The following is a 26,141-nucleotide window of genomic DNA, read 5'->3' as shown; positions in this document are numbered from 1 at the left end:
GCATCATGCGGCTTTGGCCCGTTCCGGGACGCTGACCGTGGCAAGAATCTGCTGGGTCAGCTCACGGGACAGTTGCGTACGGCGGCTCTCGAACATCGGATTCAATACCAGGCGGTGCGCGATGATTTCATGAAAGACGGCATGGATATCCTCTGGATACAAATGCTCGCGCTGCATGAGCCAGGCATGCACACGCGCGGCCTTGAGCAGCATCCCCATGCCGCGCGGGCTGGCGCCGGTATGAATCAGGCGGTTAATATCCACACTCTCCAGACGCACGCCGAACGCTGCCGGGGATTGCGTCGCCTGCCATAAATCCAGCGCATACTCCTGTAACACGTCACTGGCCTGAATATGGCTTTGCAGCACATCTGAAAACGAATTCAGCTGATCATAGGCCAGCACGCCGGACTGGACTTGCTGCGTGAGGCGCTCTGCATGCTGGAATTTGACATCAAACATCAAGGCCTTGCGCAAGTCGCGATCGTCTGGAATATCAATCGGGATTTCCATCATGAACCGGTCGCGCGCCGCGGAAGGAATCTCGAAGGTTTCATTTTTCTCGACCTGGTTACGGTCCGCAAAGACCAGCATATGCGGCAAGCGGTATTCTTTTTTGAAGGCGGTGACATGACGCTCGGCCATGACCCGCAACATCAAGGCATGAACTTGCGGGCGGGCACGGTTGATTTCGTTGAAGAAAAAGACCGACAGTTGCTCACCGGCTCGCAGCAATGGCCCCTCTTCGACCTTGGGGCGACCATCTTCACCGAGAAAAGTATGGTAAATGAGGTCATTGGGCATCAGGTCTACCGTGCCCTCAATCCGCTCATAAGCGCCGCCCAGCCCCCGCGCAATCGATTGCAGCAAGGTGGTTTTCCCCACCCCCACGCCGCCTTCGAGCAAGACATGACCGCGGGCAAAAATGGCAATATTAATGGCGCGGATGGCCTGGTCCTGACCCACCACCACTTTCTTCACTTCATGCTCCAGCGTCAGCGCATGATCGCGCCAGTCCGCCAGTTGGCTTGCTACAGATGCAGATGTCATTGTCTATCCCTTGTTAAGCAATGCAGCCAGGGCTATGATGCCTATTGGGCCGCTGAAAAGATGAATGAACCCCTGCTTGCATTTTAGCCAGTCACACGATAATATGCAGACAGGTCTGTTCACTTTTTTCCAGTCTACTTCAGCCAACAAAAAAAAAGCAAGCGAATTTTAGGGGTCACCGGGTGAATTTTTTAGCGATTGTGAATCAGACCAGGCAGTCCATGACGCGCAGGGGCATGACCTATGCCAGCCAGGCGCTGTGGCGCTTGGGGCTGCGGCAATGGGCAAAACATGCCCCGTTTTACCAGTTGCGTGATGCACTGATGGATTGGAACCAGCAACGCATTCAACGCAGCGGCAAGGCGGTTGCGTTAAATGCGCAGGATATTGCGGCATTGCGGCAATTACTGGAGCAGGCGCAACAGCAATCCAGTGCAGCCCTGCCAGCCGCCCTGCTCGACCAGTGGTTCTTCCTGGCCGTTGGCGCCATACAGGTGCATACACAAACTGGCTCAGCGCGGGCATGGCAATTGTTTGAGCAGTCTGTGCATAGCCAATTGGGCAGCACAACATGGCAGCGCAGCTGGTCATTTGGCGCACTGGTCAGCCTCTGCGTGATCTGGATGAGCTTGAGTACGGCACCACACAAGCCTGTCACAGAAGAGGCCTCCCCATTAGAGACCGCAGTCAGCCAAGCTGGCGGCGGCACGGCGGACCCGGTGACATTGAGTTTACTCAATCTGGCCTACCAGAAAATGCAAAGTGGCAGTTGCCAGTTACCGCAGGCAGCGATGTTACCAGAGGCCCAGCGTCAGGCCTTTTTGATGTTTGTGACTGAAGGCAAGGTGGATGTGGACCAAGTGGAGCATTTAAGACAAGCCCTGGGCTATGTCAGCTGCTTGTATCCGCAAGAGTTGATGCGTCCGCAGGGACGGGATCGTTTACCAAGAGAATAAAAATACTAGCCCTGAATCGGGAAAAAAGGGATATACCAGATGAACATGCGAGATAAAATTCTGAACATTGCAAGCACACTGTTTGACAGCCGCGGTATCCAGGCTTCTGGCGTGGATACCATTATCCTCGAAGCCGGGGTCGCCAAGGCGACGCTATACAAACACTTTCCGAGCAAAAATCTGCTGATTACCGCCTATTTGCGTGACAAATCGGACAAGTTTTATGCCTGGCTTACCGCTCAACTCACCTCACGCAAGGCAGAGTCGCTGGAGTTATTGCTGTTATTGTGTGAATTGATGGAGCAATGGATCAGCCAGCCCGCGTTTCGCGGCCTGCCCTTTCACATTGCCGCCGTCGAATTTCCTGAGCAAGATCATCCTATCAATCAATACTCAGTGGTGCTGTCCAAGGAGTTGCAAGGCTTTTTATGCAAGATTGCCCGCGACGCAGGGGCCAAAGACCCAGAGGCGCTCGGCCAGCAGTTGACCATTCTGTTTGAAGGTGCCGCCCTGGTGGAGCGCCTTACGCCCAATACCGGTGCCGCCAACCGCGCCAAACTGGCGGCAATGACCTTGGTACGCAATGCCGTTTAACCATGCTCAGTCGTTGTTTAGGTCGGCATGAAGTCTTGCGTCAATAACCGGCTCATGGTACTGGCTATCGACGCAAGCGCCTCCTGACTCGCCCCATGTACGGCTTGTATGGTCATGCCCTGATGGACAGTCATTACCAGTTTGGCCAGCAAGCCCACCTCTACACTAGCCGCAATTTCTCCCGCTTGTACCGCAATCGCAAAGCGCTCGCCTAACTTCTGCTCCATGGTCATGCGATAGCCATTCAATAAGGTTTTTATGGCTTGGGCTTCGGTGCCACAAGCCAGTGCACCTTGTGTAACCAGACACCCCGCAGGATGGTGGGTTTCAGCCAGCATAGTGGCGGCTTGCGTAAGGATGCGCTCTATCACCTGTCGCGCGGTCGGCTGGCTCAGCGCAGCTGCCAGAAAGGCGGCAGGCCCCTGCACGTATCGCTCGACGGCCTTCTGGAACAATGCCTCCTTGCTGCCATAGGCCGCATAAATACTCGCCTTGTTCATCTGCATCGCTTCCATCAGCGTACTCATGGACGTCCCTTCATAGCCATGTTGCCAGAAGGCATACATCGCTTGTTGCAGGGCCGTATCGTAATCAAAGGCTGCTGGCCGTCCACGTTTTTTTGTGTGCTTAATTCCGTCATGCGTCTGCTTTCATCTATCACTTAATTAATATTATACCATTTGGTAAAAAACATGTTGACATGCTTTTTAGGCTGCAATATTATTTATTTACCAATTGGTAAATAATTTAACTGACTCAAAAAAGGAAGATCAAGATGAACGTTTCCACACAAACCGTTGCATTCATTACCGGCGGCAATCGCGGCATTGGGTTTGAAACCGCAAAAAAACTGGGCGAACAAGGAACGAAAGTGATTATTGGTGCCAGGGATACCAGCAAGGGCGAGCAAGCCGTAGCCTCCCTGAAACAAATGGGCATAGACGCAGAATATTTGCATTATGATGCCGAGCTGCCTGCCTCCCCGCAAGCCGTGGCTGCCGCACTAGAGGCCAGGTTTGGCAGGCTGGATATTCTGATCAACAATGCGGGCATACTCAAAGAAGCCCTGGTCGGCCAGAATAATAGCCTCACCGTTGACCAGGCGACGCTAAAAAACACGTTTGAAGCCAACTTCTTTGCCGTGGTCGCATTGACGCAAGCCTTGATCCCGTTGTTGCAACGCTCGCCTGCTGGCCGCATTGTCAATCTCTCCAGTATTTTGGGCTCACAAACCTTGCATAGCACTGCAAACTCGCCGATTGAGGTCGCCAAAGGGCTGGCTTACAACGCCTCCAAGTCTGCCTTAAATATGTTTACCATTCATTTGGCACATGCCTTAAAAGACAGCCACATCAAAGTCAATTCAGCGCATCCAGGCTGGGTTAAGACCGAATTGGGCGGTGAGCATGCGACGATGGAAATCAGTGATAGCTGGAAAACCTCGGTCAGACTGGCGACGCTCGACGCTGATGGCCCTAGCGGTGCCTATTTTCATGAAGACCAGCCATTGCCATGGTAAGCCTTGAACCACGCCAGCGGGCGTTCGCACGCAAGCTTCTGTTTGCGGCCCTGATGTCGTGTGTGACCGTGCATGTGGTTTGCCTGGTACTGTTTTATTCGCAGCCAATGTCGTTCGGATTGGCTGTAGAAACATGGCAATTTTGTCTGCGTTTTGTTTGGCCCACCGTGTTTATCAGCATCTTGCTGATTGCCCCATGGCTGCTGCGCCTGACCGAATGGCTCTTGCCCTCCCCTGAATAAACACACCCGCCCTGCCTTGCAGGGCTTTTTCTTCGCTGCAATCCCTGCTGTATTTTTTAAGCAGACACAGCTTGATATATTTCCATATTTATGGAAATATAGAAACATGAATAAAGAACAAGCGCTCACTGCACTGTCTGCCATTGCCCAATCAGCACGACTGGACATTTTTAGATGCCTGGTCCAGGCAGGGCCGGAAGGCTTGGCGGCCGGTGTGCTGTCAGACTCATTACAGATTGCGAACAGCACGCTGTCTTTTCATTTGAAGGCGTTGACCCATGCCAACCTGATTTGCGCCCGCCAGGAAAGCCGTTTTATTTATTACACGGCCAACTATGCACAGATGAATGGCTTGCTGGCTTATCTCACCGAAAACTGCTGTGGTGGCGATAGCGCCTGCTGCCCTGAGCTGCAATGTTTACCAATCTCCAAGGAAACCCAATGAAACGTATGCACCTGCATGTCCGCGTGACCGATCTGCCACAGAGCATCCGTTTTTATTCGACGCTATTTGGGATTGGTCCTAGCGTTGAAAAGGCAGACTATGCCAAATGGATGCTTGAAGATCCGCGCGTGAATTTTGCCATCAGTGCCCGCGGTCAGGAACCAGGGCTAGATCACGTTGGCATCCAAGTAGAAACCGCCACCGAACTGGAAGTGATTCAGGCACGATTGCAAGCCGCAGACATGGCGGTGTTATCACAAACCGACACCACTTGTTGTTATGCCAAATCGGATAAACATTGGGTGCAGGACCCCTCTGGCCTGGCCTGGGAAAGCTATCTGACGCTGGAAAGTGCACCTACGTTTAACGATGCAGGGAAAACAGCGGCTTCAGCCCCCTGCTGTACCCCGATGGCACAGCCAGTCAGCATTCAAATCAAAAAGAAGGATGTTTAAGCCGATGACAAATCAAGCTTCAGGTATTGGAAATTTTGAGCGCCATCTGACCTGGTGGGTACTGGCGTGCATTATCACCGGCATCGCGCTGGGCAAACTTGCCCCAGATTTCTTTCAGGCGCTGGGAGCGTTGAAATGGGCAGAGGTGAACTTGCCCGTGGCCGCCCTGATCTGGCTCATGATTATCCCCATGCTGCTCAAGGTGGATTTTGGCGCCATGCGCGAGGTATTGGGCCATGCCAAAGGCATCACGGTCACCCTGGTGATTAACTGGCTGGTGAAGCCGTTTTCCATGGCCTTGCTCGCCTGGCTGTTCATTCGTCACCTGTTTGCCGACTGGTTACCCGCCGAGCAGATTGACAGTTATATTGCCGGGCTGATTTTACTGGCCGCCGCACCCTGTACGGCCATGGTATTTGTCTGGAGCAATTTATGTCAGGGCGAGCCCAAATTCACCTTGTCGCAGGTGGCCATCAATGATGCGATCATGCTGATCGCGTTTGCCCCCCTGGTCGCACTCCTGCTGGGCCTCTCCAGCATTATCATCCCCTGGCAAACCTTGCTGGTGTCAGTGAGCCTGTTTATCGTTGTGCCATTGATCTTGAGTCAACTACTACGGCGTTGGCTGCTGGCAAAAGGGCCTCATCGATTCGCAGCCACCCTGCAAACCATCCAACCCTTTTCCATGGCGGCATTATTGTTGACGCTGGTGTTGCTGTTTGCTTTCCAAGGTGGGCAAATCCTGTCGCAACCTTTGGTGATTGCCTTGCTGGCGGTGCCGATTTTGATTCAGGTCTATTTCAACGCCCTGCTGGCCTACTGGCTGAATAAACAATTCAAGGTCGCCCATTGTGTGGCGGGCCCCTCTGCACTGATTGGCGCGTCTAACTTTTTTGAACTTGCTGTGGCGACAGCGATTGCTTTGTTCGGGTTTGACTCGGGCGCCGCACTTGCAACAGTGGTCGGTGTGTTGATAGAAGTGCCAGTCATGCTGTCTATCGTCGCCATCGTGAACCGTTCTAAACATTGGTATGAAAGTGTGTAATATGCGCATCCTGTTTTTATGTACCGGTAACTCCTGCCGCTCCATCATTGCCGAAGCCACCTTTAATCACCTTGCGCCGGCAGGCATGCGGGCACAAAGTGCCGGCAGCCATCCTACGGGTGAGGTGCATCCTCGCTCAATTGCCCTGCTGCAGGCCAAAGGCATTGCCACAACAGGCTATTTCAGCAAGTCCTGGGACGAGATTGGGGAAACACCTGACATTGTCATCACCGTCTGTAGCAACGCAGCCGGTGAAACCTGCCCTGCCTATCTAGGCAATGTGCTTCGTGCGCACTGGGGGGTGGATGATCCAGCCAAGGCGACTGGCACCGAGGCTGAGATTGCGGCCAGCTTTGAGCAAGCCTACCGGATTCTGCGCACGCGTATTGAAGCCTTCCTCAAGTTGGAAAGCACAATATATCAGGACAGAGTAGCACTACAGGCCGTCTTGCAGCAGATAGGTCAACTCAGTTAAGTAGCGCGTATGCTAGGTGGCAGCGCTTAGAAAGGTTTACGCGGTTCAAGGTGGCGGAAAATAATCCGGCCTTTGTCCATGTCATAAGGGGACATTTCAATGGTGATTTTATCGCCAGCCAAAATACGGATTTTGTGTTTGCGCATTTTGCCACCGGTATAAGCGATCAACTCGTGACCATTATCCAGCTTCACCCGATAACGGGCATCAGGCAAAATTTCCGTCACTGCACCCTGCATTTCGATTAATTCTTCTTTAGCCATCGCTATCCCCCTAAAAAATAAGTCGTTTCAAAATAAAAAAGCCCGGAAACTCCGGGCTTTTCTCGGAGGCTGCATACACAGCCTTGCCGAAAACCATTGAATTACTCAATGATTTGAATGTTTGCCGCTTGTTTGCCTTTAGGGCCTGTTGCCACTTCAAAGCTCACGCGTTGGTTTTCTTTGAGTGTTTTGAAGCCAGCAGATTGAATTGCAGAGAAGTGCGCGAACAAATCTTCGCCGCCGTTATCCGGAGTAATAAAACCAAAACCTTTAGAGTCGTTAAACCATTTAACAGAACCTGTCACCATAATAAATCCTTGTACAAAAAATAAAAATGCGGGCGGTTGCCCATTAAAACGAGGATCAAGATGGCGAGAAGTAACGATAGAACCAAAAGATAGAACCGGGGAACAACAACACTACTTGAACTTCGTGAGTTGGTACTATGCACGTAATATCAAATATTAGCAACAAGTATTTGACAAATTGAAAGATGCCGCGACAATCTTCGTCAAAAACAGCATATTGCCTTGATCAAGGCTCAGGCTTTGCGTGCCGCATTGGGCCTCATTCCCAAGACTGCGGGATCGCGCTCACCAGATAATCCATAAATGCGCGTACCTTGTTGGTCATGGCGTACTTGTCGCGATAACAGGCATAAAACTCTAAGGGGACGCTCTCGGCTGCCATCGCCTCCGGCTGTTGGGCGGAAGGCTGAAACAGCGGGATCAGCGTTCCCTTTTTAATCGCGTGATTGACGACGAATGCGGCCAGGCGCGCAATTCCCGCCCCCGCCAAAGCAAGTTGAAAAAGGGAGTCGATATCATTGCAAACGATGCTAGGGATGATTTCAGGCTCGTATAACATGCCATTGCGGTTAAAACTCCAGTTCAACAAGCGTCCATCCACCGGGATGCGGAACAACAGGCAATCATGTTGCGATAAGTCTTCTGGGGCCTGAGGCAGGCCTTTGCGTTGCAGATAGTCCGGTGCAGCACAAAATAGCACGGGGACGGTCGCGATTTTCCTGGCAATCAGTCCTGGCTCTAGCTGCTGTTTGAAACGGATGCTGATATCGATATCCTCTGCCACATGATCCAGGCTACGATCAGACAGAATCAGCTCCAGAGACACTTGCGGAAAACGGCGGCTAAATGCCGGGATCAACGGCATTAAGACATGACGGCCAAAAGCCACCGAGGAACCAATCCGCAAGCGCCCCTGCGGTTGCCCGTGAAACTCGGTAATGGCCGATTGTGCCCTGGCCAGCACGTCTACCAGATGCTGGACCTCTGCATAATAAAGCGCACCACTTTCTGTCAGCGCCAGCTTGCGTGTGGTTCGCATCAACAAGCGCGTCCCCAATGACTTTTCCAGCCGCTGGATATTCTGGCTGGCCGCTGCCGCCGTAATGCCTTGCAACCGCGCACCCGCCGCAATACTGCCGGCCTGTACCGCTTTTACAAAGCTTTCTATGCTTCTTAAGGTATCCATAAACTATCGAATAGCATGATTGATTCGATAGTTTAACTTTATAGTGATTAAATCTTCAAGCCTCTACCCGGCAACTGTGTGAGGTTTTATAGTGTCAGCACACATTAGGAGAACCACCATGAATCAAACCAGAACGACTTTCCGCAAGATCCCCAAGCAATTTACGCCTTATGTCTTTGCCTTTTTTATGGCAGGCATCATGGCCTTTTTGATGTCTATGGTCATTGTAGCTGCCAACAGTGGCTTACAGGCCGGTTATGTGGCGCGTGTCATCCATGCTTATACACTCGCGATGCCTGTCGCTTTCTGTTGTGTGCTGATTGTGCGGCCTATTGTCATGCATTTGGTGAATCAGTTGGTCGAAACCCATTGATGGCGTGAACTGCCACAAACAAAAACGGATACCAAGGTATCCGTTTTTACGCATGCTAACGCATGTGTATGGCGATTAAAACAGCGGCGCGTACAAAGCGACCAGCGTGTACCCAATCAAGCCCCCTGCCAAGACATCACTCGGATAATGTAAACCCAGTACCACACGTGAGATGCCGACTAACACGACAAACGGATAAACGACAGGAAACAATTGCGGGTAATAATGCACGGCCACCATGCCAAACGCCACCGCGTGCAAGGTATGCCCTGATGGAAAACTGAAGTAATCCAGCGGTGTGCCACTCAACAAGACATCCTGACGCACTTGAAAGGGTCGTGGACGGCTGGTGCGATGTTTTAACCATTTATAGACCAGTGTACCGCTCAGTCCTACGGTCAACATATGCAGGCAGACGTAAAGCCCGTGCTGGCCCTGGCTGATGGCAATCACCAGCATGAGCAAATACCAGAACATGCCATCCCCCATACGCGAAATGGCGCGAAACAGGTTGCGTATCAGGCGATATTGTCCGGTATGGCTGACTTTGACACACAGTCGGCTATCGACCGACTGCACCCATCCCAGTGTTTGTTGTAGTTTCAGCATCGCAGGTCCTTTCCGGGGCTTCCCCCGACTATGCTTGTTGGGTAAGCCTAGTCTGAACCGGATGCTTTAAATTAGCGTGAAAGATTGATGAATTAAATATGACGGGTGCTTATGCCAAGGATGAGCCCCTGTACATTCACGCAGGCTTTATTTCCAGAGTACCCGATAGACAAAGCCCGGGAATGACAACACAAGAAACAGGCATAGCGTGACACTGTAAAACTCCCAGCCTTGCGGCCAGACTTGTCCCATCACATAACGCTCAACCAGGTAGCCAATCAGCAGCGTGATGAAGTAGGCAGGCAACATGGCGGCAAAACGCTGCCATAGCTGCTGAATATTGCCGATCAAACCCAGCCACTTATCCGAAATCCAGGCCAGGTTTGCCAAAAACAACATCAGCAACAAAAAAATGAGTTTGGTAGCCATTTTATTGCAGACTCATCAGCAAGCTATGCCCGCAGACGCCTAATAGAATTTCAGGGAACAAGCCCAAGCCCAGCAACGCCAGGGTATGCACACTGAGGATAAAGCGCATATCCATCGGTGCGGACAGCGGTGTATGGTCTTCCGGTGCATCGAAATACATTTTACGCACGATGTTGAGGTAGTAAAACGCACCAATGGTCGCCATCAGCACGGCAAACACCACCTGCCAGGTGAACCCGGCTTGCCAGGCGGCCTGCAATACGGTGAATTTGGCATAAAAACCAATGGTAGGCGGGATACCGGCCATGCTGAACATAATGATCAACATGAGGAAAGCAAACCATGGATGGCGCTGGTTAAGCCCTTTGAGATCATTGATCTCTTCGGCTTCAAAGCCCTGACGGCTCAATAGCAGAATGATACCGAAGCCGGCAATTGACATCAGGACGTAGGCACTGATGTAAAAGAAGCTGGAAGCAAAACCATTGGCATTGGCACTCATCATGCCGAACAGGATGAAACCGACATGCGAAATGGTGGAATATGCCAACATACGCTTGAGGTTGGTCTGCACAATCGCGCTAAAATTACCGATGATGATGGACAACACCGCCATTAACATCAGCATATCCTGCCAGTCCATGGCTAGCGGGTGCAGGCCTTGCACCAACAGACGCACGGTCATCGCATAAGCCGCCAATTTTGGCACGGAGCCAATTAACAGTGTCATCGGAGTTGGCGACCCCTGATAGACATCGGGCACCCACATCTGGAACGGGACAGCGCCAAACTTGAAGGCAATACCGGCAACCAGAAACACCAGGCCCATGATCAGCACCGGGCTCTTGGGCTGCTGACTAATGCTGTTGGCAATATCACTCACATCCAGGCTGCCAGTCATGCCATACAGCATACTCATGCCATATAGCAGCATCCCTGAAGCGAGTGCACCTAACACAAAGTATTTCATGGCCGACTCGGACGCTCTTGGATTATCGCGATCAAAGGCTACCAGAGAGTAGAGGCACAGTGACAGCAATTCCAGGCCCATATAAATGGTCAGCAGGTTGTGGCCTGACACCATGATCATCATACCGAGCAAGCCAAACAGGACCATGGCATAAAACTCACCACGATAGAGGTTACGGTCTTGCAGGTATTTGCGCGTATATACCAGGATCAACGAGGTGCCCAGATACATCATCATTTTGATGACGTCTGACAAGGTATCGTCAATAAACATATGCGAGAAGGCAAAGCCCACCGCTGGTGTATGTGTTTTAAAAGTCAGGAAGGCGGCCGCAAGCAAGGTCAGCTGACTTAATCCATAAATCATGAAGCGGTTTTGTGGCAGGATGAACAAATCCAGCAACAAAATAAACATGGCCATGCCCAATACAACCATTTCCGGCAACAGGGCGAGCAAGTCAAATTGCATATTATCCATTTTTTAAAATCCTGCTTTTAATAGCCTGTGACGGGCAATTTGGAAATCGCCATATGTTTCAGGAACTCTGTGCTGGTTGCCTGCATCACTTCGGTCAGTGCTTGTGGATAGACGCCGAAACCAATCACCAAGATGGCCAGAATACCCAAGATCAGGAACTCACGTTTGCTGAGGTCGCTCAGTTCGGCCACGTGATGATTCGTCACATTGCCAAAGAACACACGCTTGGTCATCCACAGCGTATAGGCTGCACCAAATATCAAGGTCGTCGCGGCAAAGAAAGCCACCCAGAAATTGAATTTGACTGCGGCCAGAATCACCATAAACTCGCCCACAAAGCCGGAGGTGCCAGGCAAGCCACTGTTGGCCATGGCAAACAACACAGCGAATGCGGCAAACACAGGCATCTTGTTAACCACGCCACCATACGCGGAAATTTCACGGCTATGGACGCGGTCGTATAACACACCTACGCTCAGGAACATCGCAGAAGAAATAAAGCCATGTGAAATCATTTGCACCAAGGCCCCCTCAAGCGCCAACTGGCTAAACATGAAGAAGCCCAAAGTGACAAAGCCCATGTGCGAGATCGAAGAATAAGCAATCAGCTTCTTCATGTCTTTTTGCACCAGCGCGACCAGTGCGATGTAGACCACTGCAATCAGCGACAGCGCGACCATGGCTGAAGTGAAGTAATGGGCTGCATCCGGAGCAATCGGCATGGCAAATCGCAGAAAGCTGTAGCCGCCAAGTTTCAGTGCAATGGCCGCCAGCACCACAGAACCACCCGTAGGTGCTTCAACGTGCGCATCCGGCAACCAGGTATGCACTGGCCACATCGGGATTTTCACCGCAAACGCCATGAAGAAGGCAATGAAAATGTATATTTGCGCTTGCAGGCTGAGCGGTAATAAATAGTAATCAGCCAACTCGAAACTGCCAGTCTGGTGATACAGGTAAATAAAAGCGACCAGCATCAACAAGGAGCCCAGCAAGGTATACAGGAAAAACTTGATGGTAGCGTAGACGCGGTTAGGCCCGCCCCAGATGCCAATCACCAGGAACATCGGAATCAGCATCGCTTCCCAGAAGACGTAATACAGAATCGCATCAAGCGCGGTGAACACACCAATCATGATCCCGCTCATGATCAGGAAGGCCGCCATGTACTGTGCCACATGTTTGGTAATCACTTCCCAACCTGCCAGTACCACAATCACCGTGGTAAAACTGGTTAACAGCACCAAAGGCATTGAAAAGCCGTCCACCCCCAGGTGGTAATGCATATTGAAGGCCGGTACCCAGGGCAGCAACTCTTCAAACTGGAAGAAGCCGTCGTGAATATCAAACTGCGTGTACAGCGGCACAGTCACCAGAAAACTGACCAGGCTACCTACCAATGCCAGCCATCGAGTCAATGTGGCCTTTTGGTCACCGCCTAGCAACAACACCAGCACGCCAGACAATACCGGCAGCCAGACGGCCAGACTTAACCAGGAAATACTTGTGAGGTCGGCTTGCATCATTAGTTAATTTTGATAAAGAAAGTCATAAGAAGGAATACGCCAATAATCATGGCAAAGGCGTAGTGATAAATTAAACCGGATTGCAGCGTGCGTATTTTGGCAGCAATCTTGCCCATGGTATTGGCGGTGCCGTTGACCATGGCACCATCAATCAACGTGATGTCACCAAACTTCCACAACAAGCCGCCCAGACAGCGTGAACCTCCGGCAAAAAACTTCTCGTTAAAGCTGTCAAAACCGTATTTGTTTTCAAGGATGTTGTAAATCACGATAAAGCGGGCTTTGATTGCAGCAGGGATATCCGGACGCTTCATATAGAAGAACCATGACAGTGCCACCCCGGAGGCCGCCAGGAAAAATGGCAGACTGGTAAAGCCATGAATCGCCATGCCTGCCGGACTATGCATGAACTCATGGTAGTGATGGGCGAGGTGCTCCATGGCAGGATGCGCTTCAGGATTCACAAAAATCACATTTTTGAAGAAATCACCGTACAGCATCGGTTCCAGTGCAATGTAACCAATCACCAGTGAGGGGATCGCCAGCAACGCCAATGGCAAGGTAACGACCCAGCCTGGCTCATGCGGATCATCGTTTGGTCCCAGGCCATGATGATGCTCTTCGTCATGTGCATGATCGTCATGTGCATGATCGTCATGATGCGCGTCGTCATGGTGTGCGTCTGCCTGTGCGACATGTGCATGGTCATCATGTTTGGCATGGCGCCACTTTTCTTCACCGTGGAATACCAGAAAGTACAAACGGAAAGAATAGAATGCAGTCACGAACACACCGGCAATCACAGAGAAGTAGGCAAAGCCACTGCCGGGGATGTGAGAGAGCTCTACCGCTTCGATAATGCTGTCTTTGGAGTAGAAACCGGCAAAGAATGGCGTACCAATCAAGGCCAGGGAACCAACCAACGAAGTAATCCAGGTAATCGGCAAGTATTTTTTCAGGTTACCCATGTTACGGATATCCTGATCGTGATGCATGCCCATAATCACAGAACCGGCACCTAGGAATAACAACGCCTTAAAGAATGCATGGGTCATCAGGTGGAAAATGGCTACAGAATAGGCTGATGCACCCAATGCAACAGTCATATACCCGAGTTGCGACAAGGTCGAATAGGCCACCACGCGCTTGATATCGTTCTGGATAATGCCCAGGAAGCCCATGAACAGTGCAGTGATCGCGCCAATCACCATCACGGTCGACAAGGCCGTGGTAGACAATTCATATAAAGGTGACATGCGTGCCACCATAAAGATACCCGCAGTCACCATAGTGGCAGCGTGAATCAGCGCAGAAATTGGCGTTGGACCTTCCATGGAGTCTGGCAGCCAGACATGCAGCGGAACTTGTGCAGATTTACCCATGGCGCCAACAAACAATAACAGGCAAGTGACTGTCATCAGGGACCAGTTGCAACTACCAATCAAATTAACTTGTGTATTGGCAAACTCAGGGGCGCGCTGAAAAACGGTGGCGTAATCCAGGCTACCAAAGTAATACAGCACCATGCCTATACCCAACAGGAAGCCGAAGTCCCCTACCCGGTTAACCAGAAAGGCTTTCAAATTGGCGTAAATGGCGGTGGGACGTGTAAACCAGAAACCAATCAGCAGGTAAGACACCAGACCGACCGCCTCCCAGCCAAAGAACAACTGCATGAAGTTGTTGCTCATGACCAGCATCAGCATGGAGAAGGTAAACAGCGAAATGTAGCTGAAGAAGCGGCTATAGCCTGGATCTTCTTCCATATAGCCGATGGTATAAATATGCACCATAAGTGACACAAAAGTCACCACGACCATCATCATGGCACTCAGGTTATCAATCAGGAAGCCCACTTCAAAATGCACGTCACCGGAATTGAGCCAGGTATACACCGCTTCGTTGAGCGTGAAGCCATTCAGGGTCTGGTTAAAAATGTAGGCAGACAAGGCGAATGCCGCGCCGACGCCAGCGATGGTCAACACATGTGCGGCCCAGCGCGGTAAGTAATTCCTGAAGAGGCCAACAGCGGCCGCAGCCAGCAAAGGCAACATCGGAATCAAGATCAGGATTTGTTTTATTGTCATCACGCTTAACCTTTTAATTGATCCAGATCATCGACGTTGATGGTACGCAGGTTGCGGAACAATACGACCAGAATCGCGAGACCAATTGCAGACTCCGCCGCAGCCACCGTCAAGATGAAAAAGACGAATACCTGACCACCAATATCATTGAGGTAATGCGAAAAAGCCACAAAATTCAGGTTAACGGCCAACAACATCAATTCAATTGCCATGAGCAAAATAATGACGTTTTTGCGGTTGAGGAATATGCCAATCACACTGATGGCAAACATCAGCGCCCCCAAAATCAGGTAGTGAGACAAACCGACCATGATTATTTACTCTCCTCTGCAGACGGTGCTGGCACTTCAACTTCAGCAGGCATAGAGATAATACGCAATCTGTCGTTACGCTTCACTTTGACCTGCTCGGCCGGATTCATGGATTTGTTGTCTTTACGCTCGCGCAAGGTCAACACAATGGCGGCAATCATCGCCACCAGCAACACGACCGCCGCTAGTTCAAACGGCAGCAAGTAGTCGGTATACAATACCTTGCCCAACGCAGCCGTATTACTGAAGCCTGCCGGTGCAGACACCGCCTGACTTGGATTGAGGTTTTTGGCGGAAAGCACCATCACCATTTCGGCCATCATGACCACGCCAAAGGTCAACGCCAATGGCAGGTTAGACCAGAAGCCTTCACGCAATTTGTCGATATTGATGTCCAGCAGCATCACCACAAACAGGAACAGCACCATCACCGCCCCCACGTACACCAGAATCAGGGCAATGGCGAGAAACTCAGCTTCAAGCAACAACCAGATGCCTGCCGCCGTAAAAAATGCCAGCACCAGAAACAGTGCAGCATGCACGGGGTTACGCGTAGTAATCACGCGGATGCCAGAGAACAGCAGAATCGCTGCCAGCACATAAAAAACAATATCGGTAAATAACATTTAGGATTCCTGTCCGCGCTTATCGATAAGCTTTATCCTGGGCGCGGTCTGCTGCAATTTGCGCCTCGTATTTGTCACCTACTTCGAGCAACATTTTTTTTGTATACAGCAGGTCGCCGCGCTGCTCGCCGTGGTAGTCAAAAATCCGTGTTTCCACGATGCTATCCACTGGGCAGGATTCTTCACAAAAACCGCAAAAAATGCACTTGGTCAGGTCAATGTCATAACGCGTGGTACGGCGGGTGCCATCATCACGCTGCTCGGATTCAATCGTAATCGCCATCGCCGGACAGACTGCTTCACACAGCTTGCAGGCAATGCAGCGCTCTTCACCGTTAGGGTAGCGACGCAACGCGTGCAAGCCACGAAAACGGTTGGACTGCGGTGTACGTTCTTCCGGGTATTGAATAGTAATTTTCTTGGCGAAGAAATAGCGTCCGGTCAGGGCCATGCCTTTAAGCATCTCCCATAACATCAAACTGCCTAATGTATTTTTAATTGCGTTCAACATGGTAAGGTTTCCAAATACGTTGTCCGTGCGATTGTCCAGTTAGTGGAATAAATAAGCCCACTGGGTTTGCATCATGCCACCGACCACAATAATCCAGACCAGCGTGATGGGAATAAATACTTTCCAACCCAAACGCATGATCTGGTCATAGCGATAACGTGGAAAGGTAGCGCGGAACCACAAGAACAGGAACAACAGGAAAGCGACTTTTGCCAGCAACCATACAATACTGTCTGGCAAGAACGGCACCGGGGATAACCAACCGCCCAAGAACATCAATGCGGCCAGCATGGACACCAGCATCATATTGGCATACTCAGCCAGGAAGAACACCGCAAAGGCCATGCCAGAGTACTCCACATGGAAACCTGCCACGATTTCAGATTCACCTTCGGCGACGTCAAACGGTGCACGGTTGGTTTCAGCCACCGCACTAATAAAATAGACGACAAACAGCGGGAACAACGGCAGAAAATACCAGTGCCAGAAGCCTCCTTCTTGTCCCATCACGATCTTGCCCAAATTCAGTGAGTTGGCACACATCAAGACACCGACCAGTGTAAAACCCATGGCAATCTCATACGAGACAATTTGTGCTGCGGAACGCAGGGAACCCAGAAACGCATATTTTGAGTTAGAGGCCCACCCGGCGATAATCACGCCGTAAACAGCCACCGAAGTCATCGCCAGTATATAGAGTAAACCTGCATCGACATTGGCCAATACCAGTGTGGCATCAAAAGGCACCACGGCCCAAGCTGCAAACGCCGGAGCAATTGCCAGTACTGGGCCAATAAAAAACAATGCTTTATTAGACGCAGTCGGCAGGATAATTTCTTTAAACAGCAATTTGAGGCCATCTGCCAATGGTTGCAACAAACCCCAGTAGCCCACACGGTTGGGACCGATACGCACCTGCATGTAACCAATCACTTTACGCTCGGCCAGTGTGAGGTAGGCAACGCCTATCATCAATGGCAGCACAATCGCCACAATTTTAATCAGTGTCCACACGACCAGTTGTACGTCTGTCCAGTAGGAACCAAATAATTCAGCAAAGAAATGCATGTTATGCCATCTCGGTCAGTTGTTTTTCGTAAATTGCCACTTGTTCGGCAGACGCTTTTTCAATGGTGATGTCCCCCATCAAATCGCCCAGACCCGCAGTGAGTGGATGCGCTGCAGCCACACGCACACAGCCTTTGGCAACGTGGTTATCCAGACGCGCTTTAAGCACAGCACTGCCTTTATCCTGACGGGCGACAACGATGTCGCCATCTTGCAAGCCAAGCTCTGCCAATTGGTCAGCATGCATCCGCGCCATCGGACGGATGTTGTATTTGGTTTTTTGCAGGGGCGCAGAACGGCGCACGATCGGGTCAGACTCGTATTGTGGCACTTCACCAATTCGCTGCAGGCCTTGTTTCTTGATATTCACCTGAATTTCTACCAGCTCTTTGAGGTTGTTGTTGAGACTGCGCCAGACCACGGCCGAGGGCTTCTCACCATTAAAGATGGCATTTTTCACTTCGTCGGAACTGTTGTATTCAAAGCCAGGCAAGTCCAGCGTATTTGCCAGCACACGCAGGACTTTCCAGCCTGGGCGCGCTTCGCCGAGAGGACGCGTCACGGCCTGGAAGCTCTGTACACGCCCTTCCATGCTCATAAAGCTGCCTGAGGTCTCGGTGAACGGCGTGATCGGTAGCAGGATATCGGCGTTGTCGAGTGCTGCAGACTTGTACGCCGTCAAGGCAATCACGCACTCTGCTTTTGCGATGGCATCGGCTGCCAGTGCGGCATGCTGACAATCCAGCTCAGGCTCGATATTGAGCAATAGATATGCTTTGCGTGGGACTTCCAGCATGGCGCGCGCGTGCATGCCAGTGGCTGTAGGCATGACACCCATCAAATGCATGCCGGTGCTGTTTGCCGCTGGCGGTAAAATACCGCCTTTCGCACCGCTGATGCCGCCAATGGCTTCAGCCATACTGTACATCTCGGTAAAACGGGGATCACTCAAGGCCATATTGCCTAGAAAAATACCAACCTTGGGTGCAATCAGGATCAAGTCGTCGCTGATACCCGCCAGGCACTCTGCAATTTTTTGCGTATTGGGACGTACCTGGATTTCTTCGAGTAACTTGTTCAGTGTGGGTGGCAAGCATAGCGACAGTTTTTGCAAGCCAGACATGGCTTTGAGGATCTGACCCAACACATTCACCATGTCGTTCGGGCGCACAATGACTTTATGTGCAATGTCCATCAATGGATCGTTATCGAGCGGGCTGACAATACATAATTCAGCCCCTCTGGAAACGGCTTTGCGGATACGTTGTGCCAGCAAAGGATGTTCATTGCGGATATTCGAACCAATCAGCAGGATGCGATCCAGCTCTTCGATTTCCTGAATATTGCAGCCCATCCATGGGGTGCCGGTACGTTTGCCATCCAGGCGGAAGTCTGTCTGACGCAGGCGGTAATCCACGTTGCCACAGCCCAGGCCATCTGCCAGCTGCTTGATCAGATAGCCTTCTTCCATGGTGCTATTCGGAGAAACCAGCACGCCCAAGGCATCACCGCCATATTGTTTGGTAATGTCTTTGAGCTGACCCGCTGCAAACTCAATGGCTGTTTTCCAGTCAGTTTCCTGCCATTGCCCGTTGTGCTTGATCATGGGTACCTTGAGGCGGTCCGGACTGTTCAAGCCCTCGTAGGAGAAACGGTCACGGTCAGACAGCCAGCACTCGTTAATCGACTCTTTTTCACGCGGTAACACACGCATGACTTTATGATCTTTGACGTGGACTTCAATGTGCGAACCCAAGCCATCGTGCGGCGCAATCGAAGGTCTGCGCACCAGCTCCCAGCTGCGTGCAGAGTAACGGAAAGGCTTGCTGGTCAGCGCGCCCACCGGGCACAAATCAATAATATTGCCGCTGAGCTCAGAGTTCACAGACTGGTCAACATAAGCGGTAATCTCGGCATGCTCGCCACGATTGACCAAGCCTAGCTCCTGCATGCCCCCCACTTCTTTCAGGAAGCGCACACAGCGGGTACACTGGATGCAACGGGTCATGTCAGTGCTGACCAGCGGACCAATGTTTTTATTGAAGACCACTCGCTTTTCTTCGGTATAGCGTGAGCCAGAAGCGCCATAAGCGACGGCAATATCCTGCAAGTCACATTCACCGCCCTGGTCGCAAATTGGGCAATCCAGAGGGTGGTTAATCAGCAAAAACTCCATCACGCTTTGCTGGGCTTCCACGGCAGACTTACTGCGGGTGTAAATCTTCATGCCGTCCGCCACCGGGGTGGCACAGGCAGGCAATGGCTTATTGAATTTTTCTACCTGCACCAGACACATACGACAGTTGGCGGCCACCGACAGCTTTTTGTGGTAACAAAAACGCGGGATGGCGATCCCTGCCGCATCGGCCGCATCAATAATGGTGCTGCCATGTTCGACTTCTAGAGGTTTGCCGTCAATTTCGATGTTTAGCATGTGATTACCGTTAAGCTTAAAACCGTTTATTTACCATCTACCATGGATTTGCCATGCTGGATGTAATACTCAAATTCGGGACGGAAGTGCTTGATGAAACTCAACACAGGCGTTGCTGCAGCATCGCCCAAAGCACAGATGGTTCGGCCAGAAATGTTGTTACTTAAATCAGTCAGCAAGTCGAGATCTTCCATCTTGCCTTTGCCATCGACAATACGCTCGATAATGCGATATACCCAACCGGTTCCTTCACGGCAAGGCGTGCATTGCCCACAGCTTTCTTCATAAAAGAAATAGCTTAAACGCTTGAGTGTTTTCACCATGCAGGTGGTTTCGTCCATCACAATCATGGAACCCGCACCCAGGCTGGAGCCGGCTTTGCTCAAGCCATCATAGTCCATGGTGGCATTTTCAATGGCGCTCGCTGGCATGACCGCAGTGGAAGGGCCGCCAGGAATCACCGCTTTGAGTTTGCGACCTTTCCAAACACCGCCGGCCATGGCCAGCAGGTCCTTAAAAGGTGTCCCCATTTTAATCTCGTAGTTTCCTGGTTTTTCAACATGACCAGACACCGAGAATAACTTACTGCCGCCAGAATTAGGCACGCCTAAATCTGCAAATGCCTGCCCGCCATGCTGCATGATCCAGGGGATGGAGGCATAGCTCTCGGTATTGTTGACGTTGGTCGGCTTGCCAAATACACCATAGCTGGCAGGAAAAGGCGGTTTGAAACGAGGCTGGCCTTTTTTGCCTTCAATCGACTCAATCAGGGCCGTTTCTTCACCGCAGATATAAGCACCGTATCCATGGACAGCATAGAGATCAAAGCTAAATTCGGTGCCGAACAGATTTTCACCCAGGTAGCCAGCTTCACGCGCCTCAGCTAACGCAGCCTCAAAAATCTCATAATCCTGCCAGATTTCACCGTGGATATAGTTATACCCCACGCGTGCACCCAGCGTATAAGCAGCAATCGCCATGCCTTCAATTAACTGGTGCGGGTTATAACGGATAATGTCACGGTCTTTAAATGTGCCTGGCTCGCCTTCGTCTGTGTTGCAAACCAGATATTTGGTACCGTCGTAATAACGCGGCATAAAGCTCCATTTGAGGCCGGTCGGAAAGCCTGCACCGCCTCGACCACGCAGATTGGATACTTTGACCTGGCTGATGATATCCGGGGCCTTCACTTTTTCGGTCACCAAGCGCTTGAGCTGGGCATAGCCGCCTAATTTCTCATAAGTTGCCAGGGCGGCAGGATTGTCTTCGCTAAGTGTGCGCAAAGTTACCAATGTCTGTCCAGCCAAATCAGTTTTGACCACTGGTTTACTATTCATGGAAGCATTTGAAGTCTTAGCCATATTCCGTGTCCTAGCCCTTGTTTAGCTCGTTAATGAGGGCATCCACTTTTTCGGTGGTCAGAAATTCATGCATTTCACTGTTATTCACATGTAGTAACGGTGCGCCACCGCAACAGCCCATACACTCGCCTTCTTTCAGGCAGAATTTACCATCCGCTGTGACTTCGTTGAAGCCCACACCCAACTTGTGCTGCAAGTGCTCGACAATCTCATCCGAGCCACGCAACATGCAAGAAATATTGGTACAGACGGTAATTTTGTATTTTCCGACTGGCTCGAGATCATACATATTGTAGAAGGTAGCGACTTCTAACGCCGCGATTTCCGGAATGCGCAAGTACTTGGCTACTTCGGAAATACTTTCCTTGGATAACCAGCCACGCTCCATCTGGACGATGCGTAATGCAGACATCACCGCTGCCTGACGCCTGTCAGCTGGATATTTGGACAGTTCGTATTCAATCTTTTCAATCGATTCTGCACTGAGCATGCTTTTACCTTACTATCTTTTCGATCCGCGCTATCACGTTGTTCGGATTATCTGTCGATCTCACCGAACACAATATCCTGTGTCCCAATGATGGCTACCAGGTCGGCAATCATGTGACCTTTGGTCATCTCATCCAATGCAGCCAAATGGGCAAAACCTGGCGCACGGATTTTCAGGCGGTAGGGTTTATTGGCACCATCTGACACCATATAAATCCCGAACTCGCCTTTGGGATGCTCAACCGCGGCATAGGCCTCCCCTGCTGGGACATGGAAACCCTCGGTAAATAACTTGAAGTGGTGGATCAAGTCTTCCATATTGGTTTTCATGCCTTCGCGGCTTGGCGGGGCAATCTTATTGTCATCTGTAATGACTGGCCCTGGGTTCTTGCGCAACCAGTCTATGCATTGTTTGATGATACGGTTGGATTGACGCATTTCTTCCACACGCACCAGATACCGGTCATAACAGTCGCCATTGACGCCAATCGGGATATCAAAGTCCATCTTGTCATAGACTTCATAAGGCTGTTTCTTGCGTAAATCCCAGGCAATGCCAGAACCACGCAACATGGCACCGGTCATGCCCAATGCCAATGCGCGCTCCGGCGTCACCACGCCAATACCGACCGTCCGCTGTTTCCAGATACGGTTATCGGTCAACAGGGTTTCATATTCGTCGACATAGGTCGGGAAGCGATTGGTAAAGTCTTCAATGAAATCCAGCATGGAACCCTGACGATTTTCATTAAGCTTGTTGATTTCTTCTGCGCTACGGAATTTGGTGGTTTCATGCTGCGGCATTTTTTCTGGCAGGTCACGATAGACGCCACCCGGGCGGTAATATGCCGCATGCATACGGGCGCCAGACACAGCCTCATACACATCAAACAAATCTTCACGCTCGCGGAACGCGTACAGGAAAACCGTCATGGCGCCGACGTCCAGCGCATGTGCGCCCAGCCACAGCAAGTGGTTGAGAATACGGGTAATTTCGTCGAACATGACGCGGATATACTGCGCGCGCACTGGCACCTCAATGCCGAGCATTTTTTCAATCGCCATGACATAGGCGTGCTCATTGGCCATCATGGAGACATAATCCAGCCTGTCCATGTAAGGCACACTTTGCAAATAGGTGCGGTTTTCAGCCAGTTTTTCCGTTGCCCTGTGCAGCAAACCAATATGCGGGTCCGCACGCTGGATCACCTCACCGTCCAACTCAAGCACCAAGCGTAATACCCCGTGCGCCGCCGGGTGCTGCGGGCCGAAGTTCATTGTGTAGTTCTTAATTTCAGCCATGGTGCGCACCTTCATCACGAATAACTCGCGGCACATTATTCCGCAACTCGACAGAGACCGGCTGATAGATCACACGCTGCTGTACAGGGTCATAACGCATTTCAACGTTACCAATCATGGGGAAGTCTTTACGGAAAGGATGACCAACAAAACCGTAATCTGTCAGCAAGCGACGCAAATCGGGGTGATTTTCAAACATGATGCCGTAGAGGTCAAAAGCTTCACGCTCAAACCAGTTGGCGACCGGCCAGATATCGACCAAGGTCGGAAACACAGGAAAGTCATCGTCAGCTGCAAACGCACGGATACGCACACGCTGATTCAAACTGACCGAAAGCAAATGCAGCACCACAGCAAAGCGCTGACCTTCCCAGCGGCCATCGCCATACTCCAGATAATCCACCCCACACAAGTCAATCAGTTGCTCAAATTTGAGCTCCGCATGGGTTTTCAATTTTTCAGCCACGGCCAGCAGGTGTTTCACATGAACTTCCACCGTGAGTTCACCCAACTGTTGCTCCAGCCTGACCACACCCTCACCCAAGGCCAACTTGAGCTGTGCAGACAAATGTTCGAGTTTTGCAGACATAGTTAATTTCTAGGGCTTAGTATGTTGTCAGAGCGCGTCACCATCAGGTTCTGGCAATCGTATTGGTACGCTTGATTTTCTTTTGCAGCTGAATAATGCCGTACAACAAGGCCTCGGCAGTGGGAGGGCAACCAGGCACATACACATCCACCGGCACAATCCGGTCACAGCCGCGCACGACTGCATAAGAGTAGTGATAGTAGCCGCCGCCATTAGCACAACTGCCCATGGAAATTACCCAGCGCGGTTCTGCCATCTGGTCATACACCTTGCGTAGCGCAGGCGCCATTTTGTTCACCAGCGTACCTGCCACAATCATCACGTCTGACTGACGCGGGCTGGGCCGGAACACAATCCCGAAACGGTCAAGATCGTAACGCGAAGCGCCGGCATGCATCATTTCAACCGCACAGCAAGCCAGGCCGAACGTCATCGGCCACAATGAACCAGTACGGGTGTAATTAATCACCGTATCCAGCGTGGTGGTAACAAAGCCTTTTTCTAATACGCCTTCAATGCTCATTTTGCATCAATCCCATTCAAGGGCGCCCTTCATCCATTCAAAGATGAAGCCGACCACCAATACAAATAAAAACACCATCATTGCCCAGAAGCCAGCAGGCCCAATTTCTTGGATCACCACCGCCCATGGAAAAAGAAATGCAATTTCGAGATCAAACAGAATAAACAGAATGGCGACCAGATAGTAGCGCACGTCAAACTTCATGCGCGCATCTTCAAAGGCTTCAAAGCCACATTCGTATGGAGAGTTTTTTTCCGCATCAGGTTTGTGCGGAGAGAGAATTTTACCGGCAAGCAACGGACCAAGACCAACGCCCAGCCCCACCAGGATAAACATCAAAATCGGGAAATAGTTTTCTAACACTGATTTGCCTTCATCGATCATGTTAACAAGTTATTTCAATGCAGCTAGCCGCCCATTAAAACACTCCCAAACCATCTATTCCCTGCCAGAGCAAAGTTGCAAGCAACTCTATCTGGTGCCGTCGGCGAGACTCGAACTCGCACGACTTTCGTCACTACCCCCTCAAGATAGCGTGTCTACCAATTTCACCACGACGGCCAATGTTTAGTTAGGAATATCTTTGGGTGTATTTTCAACCGGCTTGGCCACTTCTGCAGCCTCACCTTTGGCCGGAGCCTGTTGGGTCACTGTGGATTTAACCACACTACCAGAACTTGCTTTATGGCTGGACATAAAGGCCAGCGTCAAGCTAGTTGCAAAAAACACTGAAATAAAAATCGATGTCAGCTTGCTCAGCAAGTTAGAGGACCCAGACACGCCGAATAGACTGCCGGAGGCTCCACTGCCAAAAGCGGCGCCCATATCGGCACCCTTACCATGCTGCAATAAGACCAGGCCAATCACGGCAGCAGCTGCCAGCACATGAATGACGAGAATGACGTTTTCCATATTTCTTTAATCCATTAAGTAATAACGATTTGGCTTTTGGCTCTTTCGCTATCTAGATGACGCTATTTTCAGGGACGGCCTGACATATTTTTATAAATTGCTCTGCATCTAGCGAGCAACGACCGACCAGCGCGCCATCAATTTCCTTCTGATTCAACAATTGTACCGCATTTTGCGGGTTTACGCTGCCCCCGTAGAGGATTTTTAGCGTGTCAGCCGCGGTTTTATCAGAGGCGGCAACCGTCTCTCGAATAAACTGATGCATGGCGACCGCCTGCTCCGAAGTGGCCGCCAGCCCGGTGCCAATCGCCCAGATCGGCTCATAAGAAACAATGCTGCCAGCAAAGGCCTCACCGCCAAATAAGCGGATGATGGTTTCCAGCTGCTTGCCAACCACACGTTCCATGACGCCTGCTTCACGCTCCAGCAGCGTTTCACCCACACATAAAATAGGTGTTAAGCCATGCCGTTTGGCCATCATGAATTTTTCAGCGATATTTTCATCGGACTCACAATAAGCCGTGCTGCGCTCCGAGTGGCCAATAATCACATACCTGGCGCCAAAATCGGTCAGCATTTGCGCCCCTACTTCACCGGTGTAGGCACCTTCCTCATATTTCGCAACATTTTGTGCGCCCCAAGCGACAGAAGTTCCCGTCAACAAGGTTTGAATTTGCGCCAGATAGGGATAAGGCACGCAGACCACAACCTCCGCGCGCGTACAATCGGCCAAGGCTGGCAGGTAGGCCTGAATCAATTGCTGGTTACGCATGAGATTGCCATGCATTTTCCAGTTGGCAACCACCAGTTTTCTTGAGGCGAGGGATATTGGAGTAGATGAAACAGTGCTGGTGCTAGACATGCAGAATTAAGCTCGCAGAGGCATGATGTGGATGCATATATAACGGGCCAGAGAGGCCCGCAAATATTCGGTTGTGCGGATTTTACGCTCGCGCCTCCTGAGCAGCAAGCATTAGTCGCCAAGTAGAGCGTGTCTACCCCGTCA

At 51.1% G+C, this 26,141-nt stretch carries 32 protein-coding genes and 1 tRNA gene; 9 read left to right on the top strand and 24 right to left on the bottom strand.

Translation table 11 applies throughout. The features are described 5' to 3' along the window. Positions 1-3: 3 nt before the first annotated feature. Positions 4-1,050: an AAA family ATPase gene (locus ACT53C_RS08540; protein WP_476145552.1), complete on the bottom strand. Its 1,047-nt coding sequence runs from the start codon at positions 1,048-1,050 to the stop codon at positions 4-6. A gap of 182 nt (positions 1,051-1,232) precedes the next feature. On the opposite strand from ACT53C_RS08540, the gene ACT53C_RS08535 reads away from it, so the two are divergent. Together ACT53C_RS08535 and ACT53C_RS08530 are read left to right on the top strand one after the other, a co-directional pair. Then, entirely contained in the window at positions 1,233-2,006 is a 774-nt protein-coding gene (locus tag ACT53C_RS08535; RefSeq protein ID WP_476145551.1) for a hypothetical protein, read from the top strand. Between the two features lie 39 nt (positions 2,007-2,045). After that, the gene (locus ACT53C_RS08530; RefSeq protein WP_194748156.1) at positions 2,046-2,600 is read left to right on the top strand and encodes a TetR/AcrR family transcriptional regulator; all 555 of its coding nucleotides are present in this window, start codon (positions 2,046-2,048) and stop codon (positions 2,598-2,600) included. A 17-nt stretch (positions 2,601-2,617) separates the two neighbouring features. Here the strand turns inward: ACT53C_RS08530 and ACT53C_RS08525 are convergent, their stop codons facing one another. Next, a complete protein-coding gene (locus ACT53C_RS08525; protein ID WP_476145550.1) occupies positions 2,618-3,166 on the bottom strand; it encodes a TetR/AcrR family transcriptional regulator in 549 nt (182 codons plus the stop codon). Positions 3,167-3,375: 209 nt separating this feature from the next. Here ACT53C_RS08525 and ACT53C_RS08520 point away from each other — a divergent pair, with 209 nt between their 5' ends. The 6 genes from ACT53C_RS08520 to ACT53C_RS08495 all read left to right on the top strand — a co-directional run bounded on the left by ACT53C_RS08520 (position 3,376) and on the right by ACT53C_RS08495 (position 6,781). Beyond that, positions 3,376-4,119, top strand: coding sequence for an SDR family oxidoreductase (locus ACT53C_RS08520; protein ID WP_476145549.1), 744 nt, complete (start codon positions 3,376-3,378; stop codon positions 4,117-4,119). Continuing rightward, positions 4,113-4,361, top strand: coding sequence for a DUF2798 domain-containing protein (locus ACT53C_RS08515; RefSeq protein ID WP_476145548.1), 249 nt, complete (start codon positions 4,113-4,115; stop codon positions 4,359-4,361). The genes ACT53C_RS08520 and ACT53C_RS08515 overlap by 7 nt, the downstream gene beginning before the upstream one ends. A gap of 106 nt (positions 4,362-4,467) precedes the next feature. Further along, a complete protein-coding gene (locus tag ACT53C_RS08510; protein WP_476145547.1) occupies positions 4,468-4,806 on the top strand; it encodes an ArsR/SmtB family transcription factor in 339 nt (112 codons plus the stop codon). Beyond that, positions 4,803-5,261, top strand: coding sequence for an ArsI/CadI family heavy metal resistance metalloenzyme (locus tag ACT53C_RS08505; protein WP_476145546.1), 459 nt, complete (start codon positions 4,803-4,805; stop codon positions 5,259-5,261). The genes ACT53C_RS08510 and ACT53C_RS08505 overlap by 4 nt, the downstream gene beginning before the upstream one ends. Before the next feature lie 4 nt (positions 5,262-5,265). After that, positions 5,266-6,306, top strand: a complete 1,041-nt coding sequence (arsB, locus tag ACT53C_RS08500) for an ACR3 family arsenite efflux transporter (RefSeq protein WP_476145545.1) — start codon at positions 5,266-5,268, stop codon at positions 6,304-6,306. Position 6,307: 1 nt separating this feature from the next. Beyond that, entirely contained in the window at positions 6,308-6,781 is a 474-nt protein-coding gene (locus tag ACT53C_RS08495; RefSeq protein ID WP_476145544.1) for an arsenate reductase ArsC, read from the top strand. 26 nt (positions 6,782-6,807) lie between these two features. Here the strand turns inward: ACT53C_RS08495 and infA are convergent, their stop codons facing one another. From infA to ACT53C_RS08480, 3 genes are all read right to left on the bottom strand, one after another. Further along, positions 6,808-7,044, bottom strand: coding sequence for a translation initiation factor IF-1 (gene infA, locus ACT53C_RS08490; protein ID WP_018985695.1), 237 nt, complete (start codon positions 7,042-7,044; stop codon positions 6,808-6,810). A 101-nt stretch (positions 7,045-7,145) separates the two neighbouring features. Further along, positions 7,146-7,352 carry a cold-shock protein gene (locus ACT53C_RS08485; protein WP_018985697.1) on the bottom strand — a complete coding sequence of 69 codons (207 nt, stop codon included), beginning with the start codon at positions 7,350-7,352 and terminating at the stop codon, positions 7,146-7,148. Positions 7,353-7,611: 259 nt separating this feature from the next. Then, positions 7,612-8,538: a LysR family transcriptional regulator gene (locus ACT53C_RS08480; protein WP_476145543.1), complete on the bottom strand. Its 927-nt coding sequence runs from the start codon at positions 8,536-8,538 to the stop codon at positions 7,612-7,614. A 118-nt stretch (positions 8,539-8,656) separates the two neighbouring features. Here ACT53C_RS08480 and ACT53C_RS08475 point away from each other — a divergent pair, with 118 nt between their 5' ends. Further along, positions 8,657-8,911 carry a DUF2798 domain-containing protein gene (locus tag ACT53C_RS08475; RefSeq protein ID WP_194748163.1) on the top strand — a complete coding sequence of 85 codons (255 nt, stop codon included), beginning with the start codon at positions 8,657-8,659 and terminating at the stop codon, positions 8,909-8,911. A gap of 75 nt (positions 8,912-8,986) precedes the next feature. Here the strand turns inward: ACT53C_RS08475 and ACT53C_RS08470 are convergent, their stop codons facing one another. The 19 genes from ACT53C_RS08470 to tpiA all read right to left on the bottom strand — a co-directional run bounded on the left by ACT53C_RS08470 (position 8,987) and on the right by tpiA (position 25,997). Next, a complete protein-coding gene (locus ACT53C_RS08470) occupies positions 8,987-9,520 on the bottom strand; it encodes a phosphatase PAP2 family protein (RefSeq protein WP_313988330.1) in 534 nt (177 codons plus the stop codon). A 147-nt stretch (positions 9,521-9,667) separates the two neighbouring features. Next, positions 9,668-9,949 (bottom strand): DUF2818 family protein, encoded by a 282-nt coding sequence (locus ACT53C_RS08465; RefSeq protein ID WP_338654736.1) that lies wholly within the window; start codon positions 9,947-9,949, stop codon positions 9,668-9,670. Position 9,950: 1 nt separating this feature from the next. Then, entirely contained in the window at positions 9,951-11,396 is a 1,446-nt protein-coding gene (gene nuoN, locus ACT53C_RS08460) for an NADH-quinone oxidoreductase subunit NuoN (RefSeq protein WP_275355794.1), read from the bottom strand. 17 nt (positions 11,397-11,413) lie between these two features. Continuing rightward, entirely contained in the window at positions 11,414-12,922 is a 1,509-nt protein-coding gene (locus tag ACT53C_RS08455; RefSeq protein WP_194748167.1) for an NADH-quinone oxidoreductase subunit M, read from the bottom strand. Beyond that, on the bottom strand, positions 12,922-15,009 hold the full coding sequence (gene nuoL, locus ACT53C_RS08450; protein WP_476145542.1) for an NADH-quinone oxidoreductase subunit L: 2,088 nt from the start codon (positions 15,007-15,009) through the stop codon (positions 12,922-12,924). Before nuoL ends, ACT53C_RS08455 begins: the two co-directional genes overlap by 1 nt. A 5-nt stretch (positions 15,010-15,014) precedes the next feature. Then, positions 15,015-15,320: an NADH-quinone oxidoreductase subunit NuoK gene (gene nuoK, locus ACT53C_RS08445; protein WP_194748169.1), complete on the bottom strand. Its 306-nt coding sequence runs from the start codon at positions 15,318-15,320 to the stop codon at positions 15,015-15,017. Positions 15,321-15,322: 2 nt separating this feature from the next. Then, entirely contained in the window at positions 15,323-15,946 is a 624-nt protein-coding gene (locus tag ACT53C_RS08440; protein WP_476145541.1) for an NADH-quinone oxidoreductase subunit J, read from the bottom strand. Positions 15,947-15,965: 19 nt separating this feature from the next. After that, positions 15,966-16,457 (bottom strand): NADH-quinone oxidoreductase subunit NuoI, encoded by a 492-nt coding sequence (nuoI, locus tag ACT53C_RS08435; RefSeq protein WP_228518756.1) that lies wholly within the window; start codon positions 16,455-16,457, stop codon positions 15,966-15,968. Positions 16,458-16,496: 39 nt separating this feature from the next. Next, positions 16,497-17,525, bottom strand: a complete 1,029-nt coding sequence (gene nuoH / locus ACT53C_RS08430) for an NADH-quinone oxidoreductase subunit NuoH (RefSeq protein WP_194748171.1) — start codon at positions 17,523-17,525, stop codon at positions 16,497-16,499. Between the two features lies 1 nt (position 17,526). Further along, positions 17,527-19,959, bottom strand: coding sequence for an NADH-quinone oxidoreductase subunit NuoG (gene nuoG / locus ACT53C_RS08425; protein ID WP_275355801.1), 2,433 nt, complete (start codon positions 19,957-19,959; stop codon positions 17,527-17,529). 26 nt (positions 19,960-19,985) lie between these two features. Next, positions 19,986-21,320, bottom strand: a complete 1,335-nt coding sequence (gene nuoF, locus ACT53C_RS08420; protein ID WP_476145540.1) for an NADH-quinone oxidoreductase subunit NuoF — start codon at positions 21,318-21,320, stop codon at positions 19,986-19,988. Positions 21,321-21,330: 10 nt separating this feature from the next. After that, positions 21,331-21,810 (bottom strand): NADH-quinone oxidoreductase subunit NuoE, encoded by a 480-nt coding sequence (nuoE, locus tag ACT53C_RS08415; protein WP_194748174.1) that lies wholly within the window; start codon positions 21,808-21,810, stop codon positions 21,331-21,333. 47 nt (positions 21,811-21,857) lie between these two features. Beyond that, positions 21,858-23,111 (bottom strand): NADH-quinone oxidoreductase subunit D, encoded by a 1,254-nt coding sequence (locus ACT53C_RS08410; RefSeq protein WP_476145539.1) that lies wholly within the window; start codon positions 23,109-23,111, stop codon positions 21,858-21,860. Beyond that, on the bottom strand, positions 23,104-23,700 hold the full coding sequence (locus ACT53C_RS08405) for an NADH-quinone oxidoreductase subunit C (protein WP_194748176.1): 597 nt from the start codon (positions 23,698-23,700) through the stop codon (positions 23,104-23,106). The genes ACT53C_RS08410 and ACT53C_RS08405 overlap by 8 nt, the downstream gene beginning before the upstream one ends. A 43-nt stretch (positions 23,701-23,743) precedes the next feature. Next, complete coding sequence (locus tag ACT53C_RS08400) at positions 23,744-24,223, bottom strand: NuoB/complex I 20 kDa subunit family protein (RefSeq protein WP_018985714.1); 480 nt, start codon at positions 24,221-24,223, stop codon at positions 23,744-23,746. Between the two features lie 6 nt (positions 24,224-24,229). Next, positions 24,230-24,586, bottom strand: coding sequence for an NADH-quinone oxidoreductase subunit A (gene ndhC, locus ACT53C_RS08395; protein ID WP_476145627.1), 357 nt, complete (start codon positions 24,584-24,586; stop codon positions 24,230-24,232). 113 nt (positions 24,587-24,699) lie between these two features. After that, positions 24,700-24,784, bottom strand: a tRNA-Leu gene (locus ACT53C_RS08390). A 6-nt stretch (positions 24,785-24,790) separates the two neighbouring features. Beyond that, on the bottom strand, positions 24,791-25,135 hold the full coding sequence (gene secG / locus ACT53C_RS08385; protein ID WP_275355808.1) for a preprotein translocase subunit SecG: 345 nt from the start codon (positions 25,133-25,135) through the stop codon (positions 24,791-24,793). A gap of 52 nt (positions 25,136-25,187) precedes the next feature. Next, positions 25,188-25,997, bottom strand: coding sequence for a triose-phosphate isomerase (gene tpiA / locus ACT53C_RS08380; protein ID WP_476145538.1), 810 nt, complete (start codon positions 25,995-25,997; stop codon positions 25,188-25,190). Between the last annotated feature and the right edge of the window lie 144 nt (positions 25,998-26,141).

The organism is Methylophilus sp. DMC14, from assembly GCF_056314085.1.
Note: the sequence above shows the minus strand (reverse complement) of the source record. Positions and strands in the feature narration are given on the sequence as shown.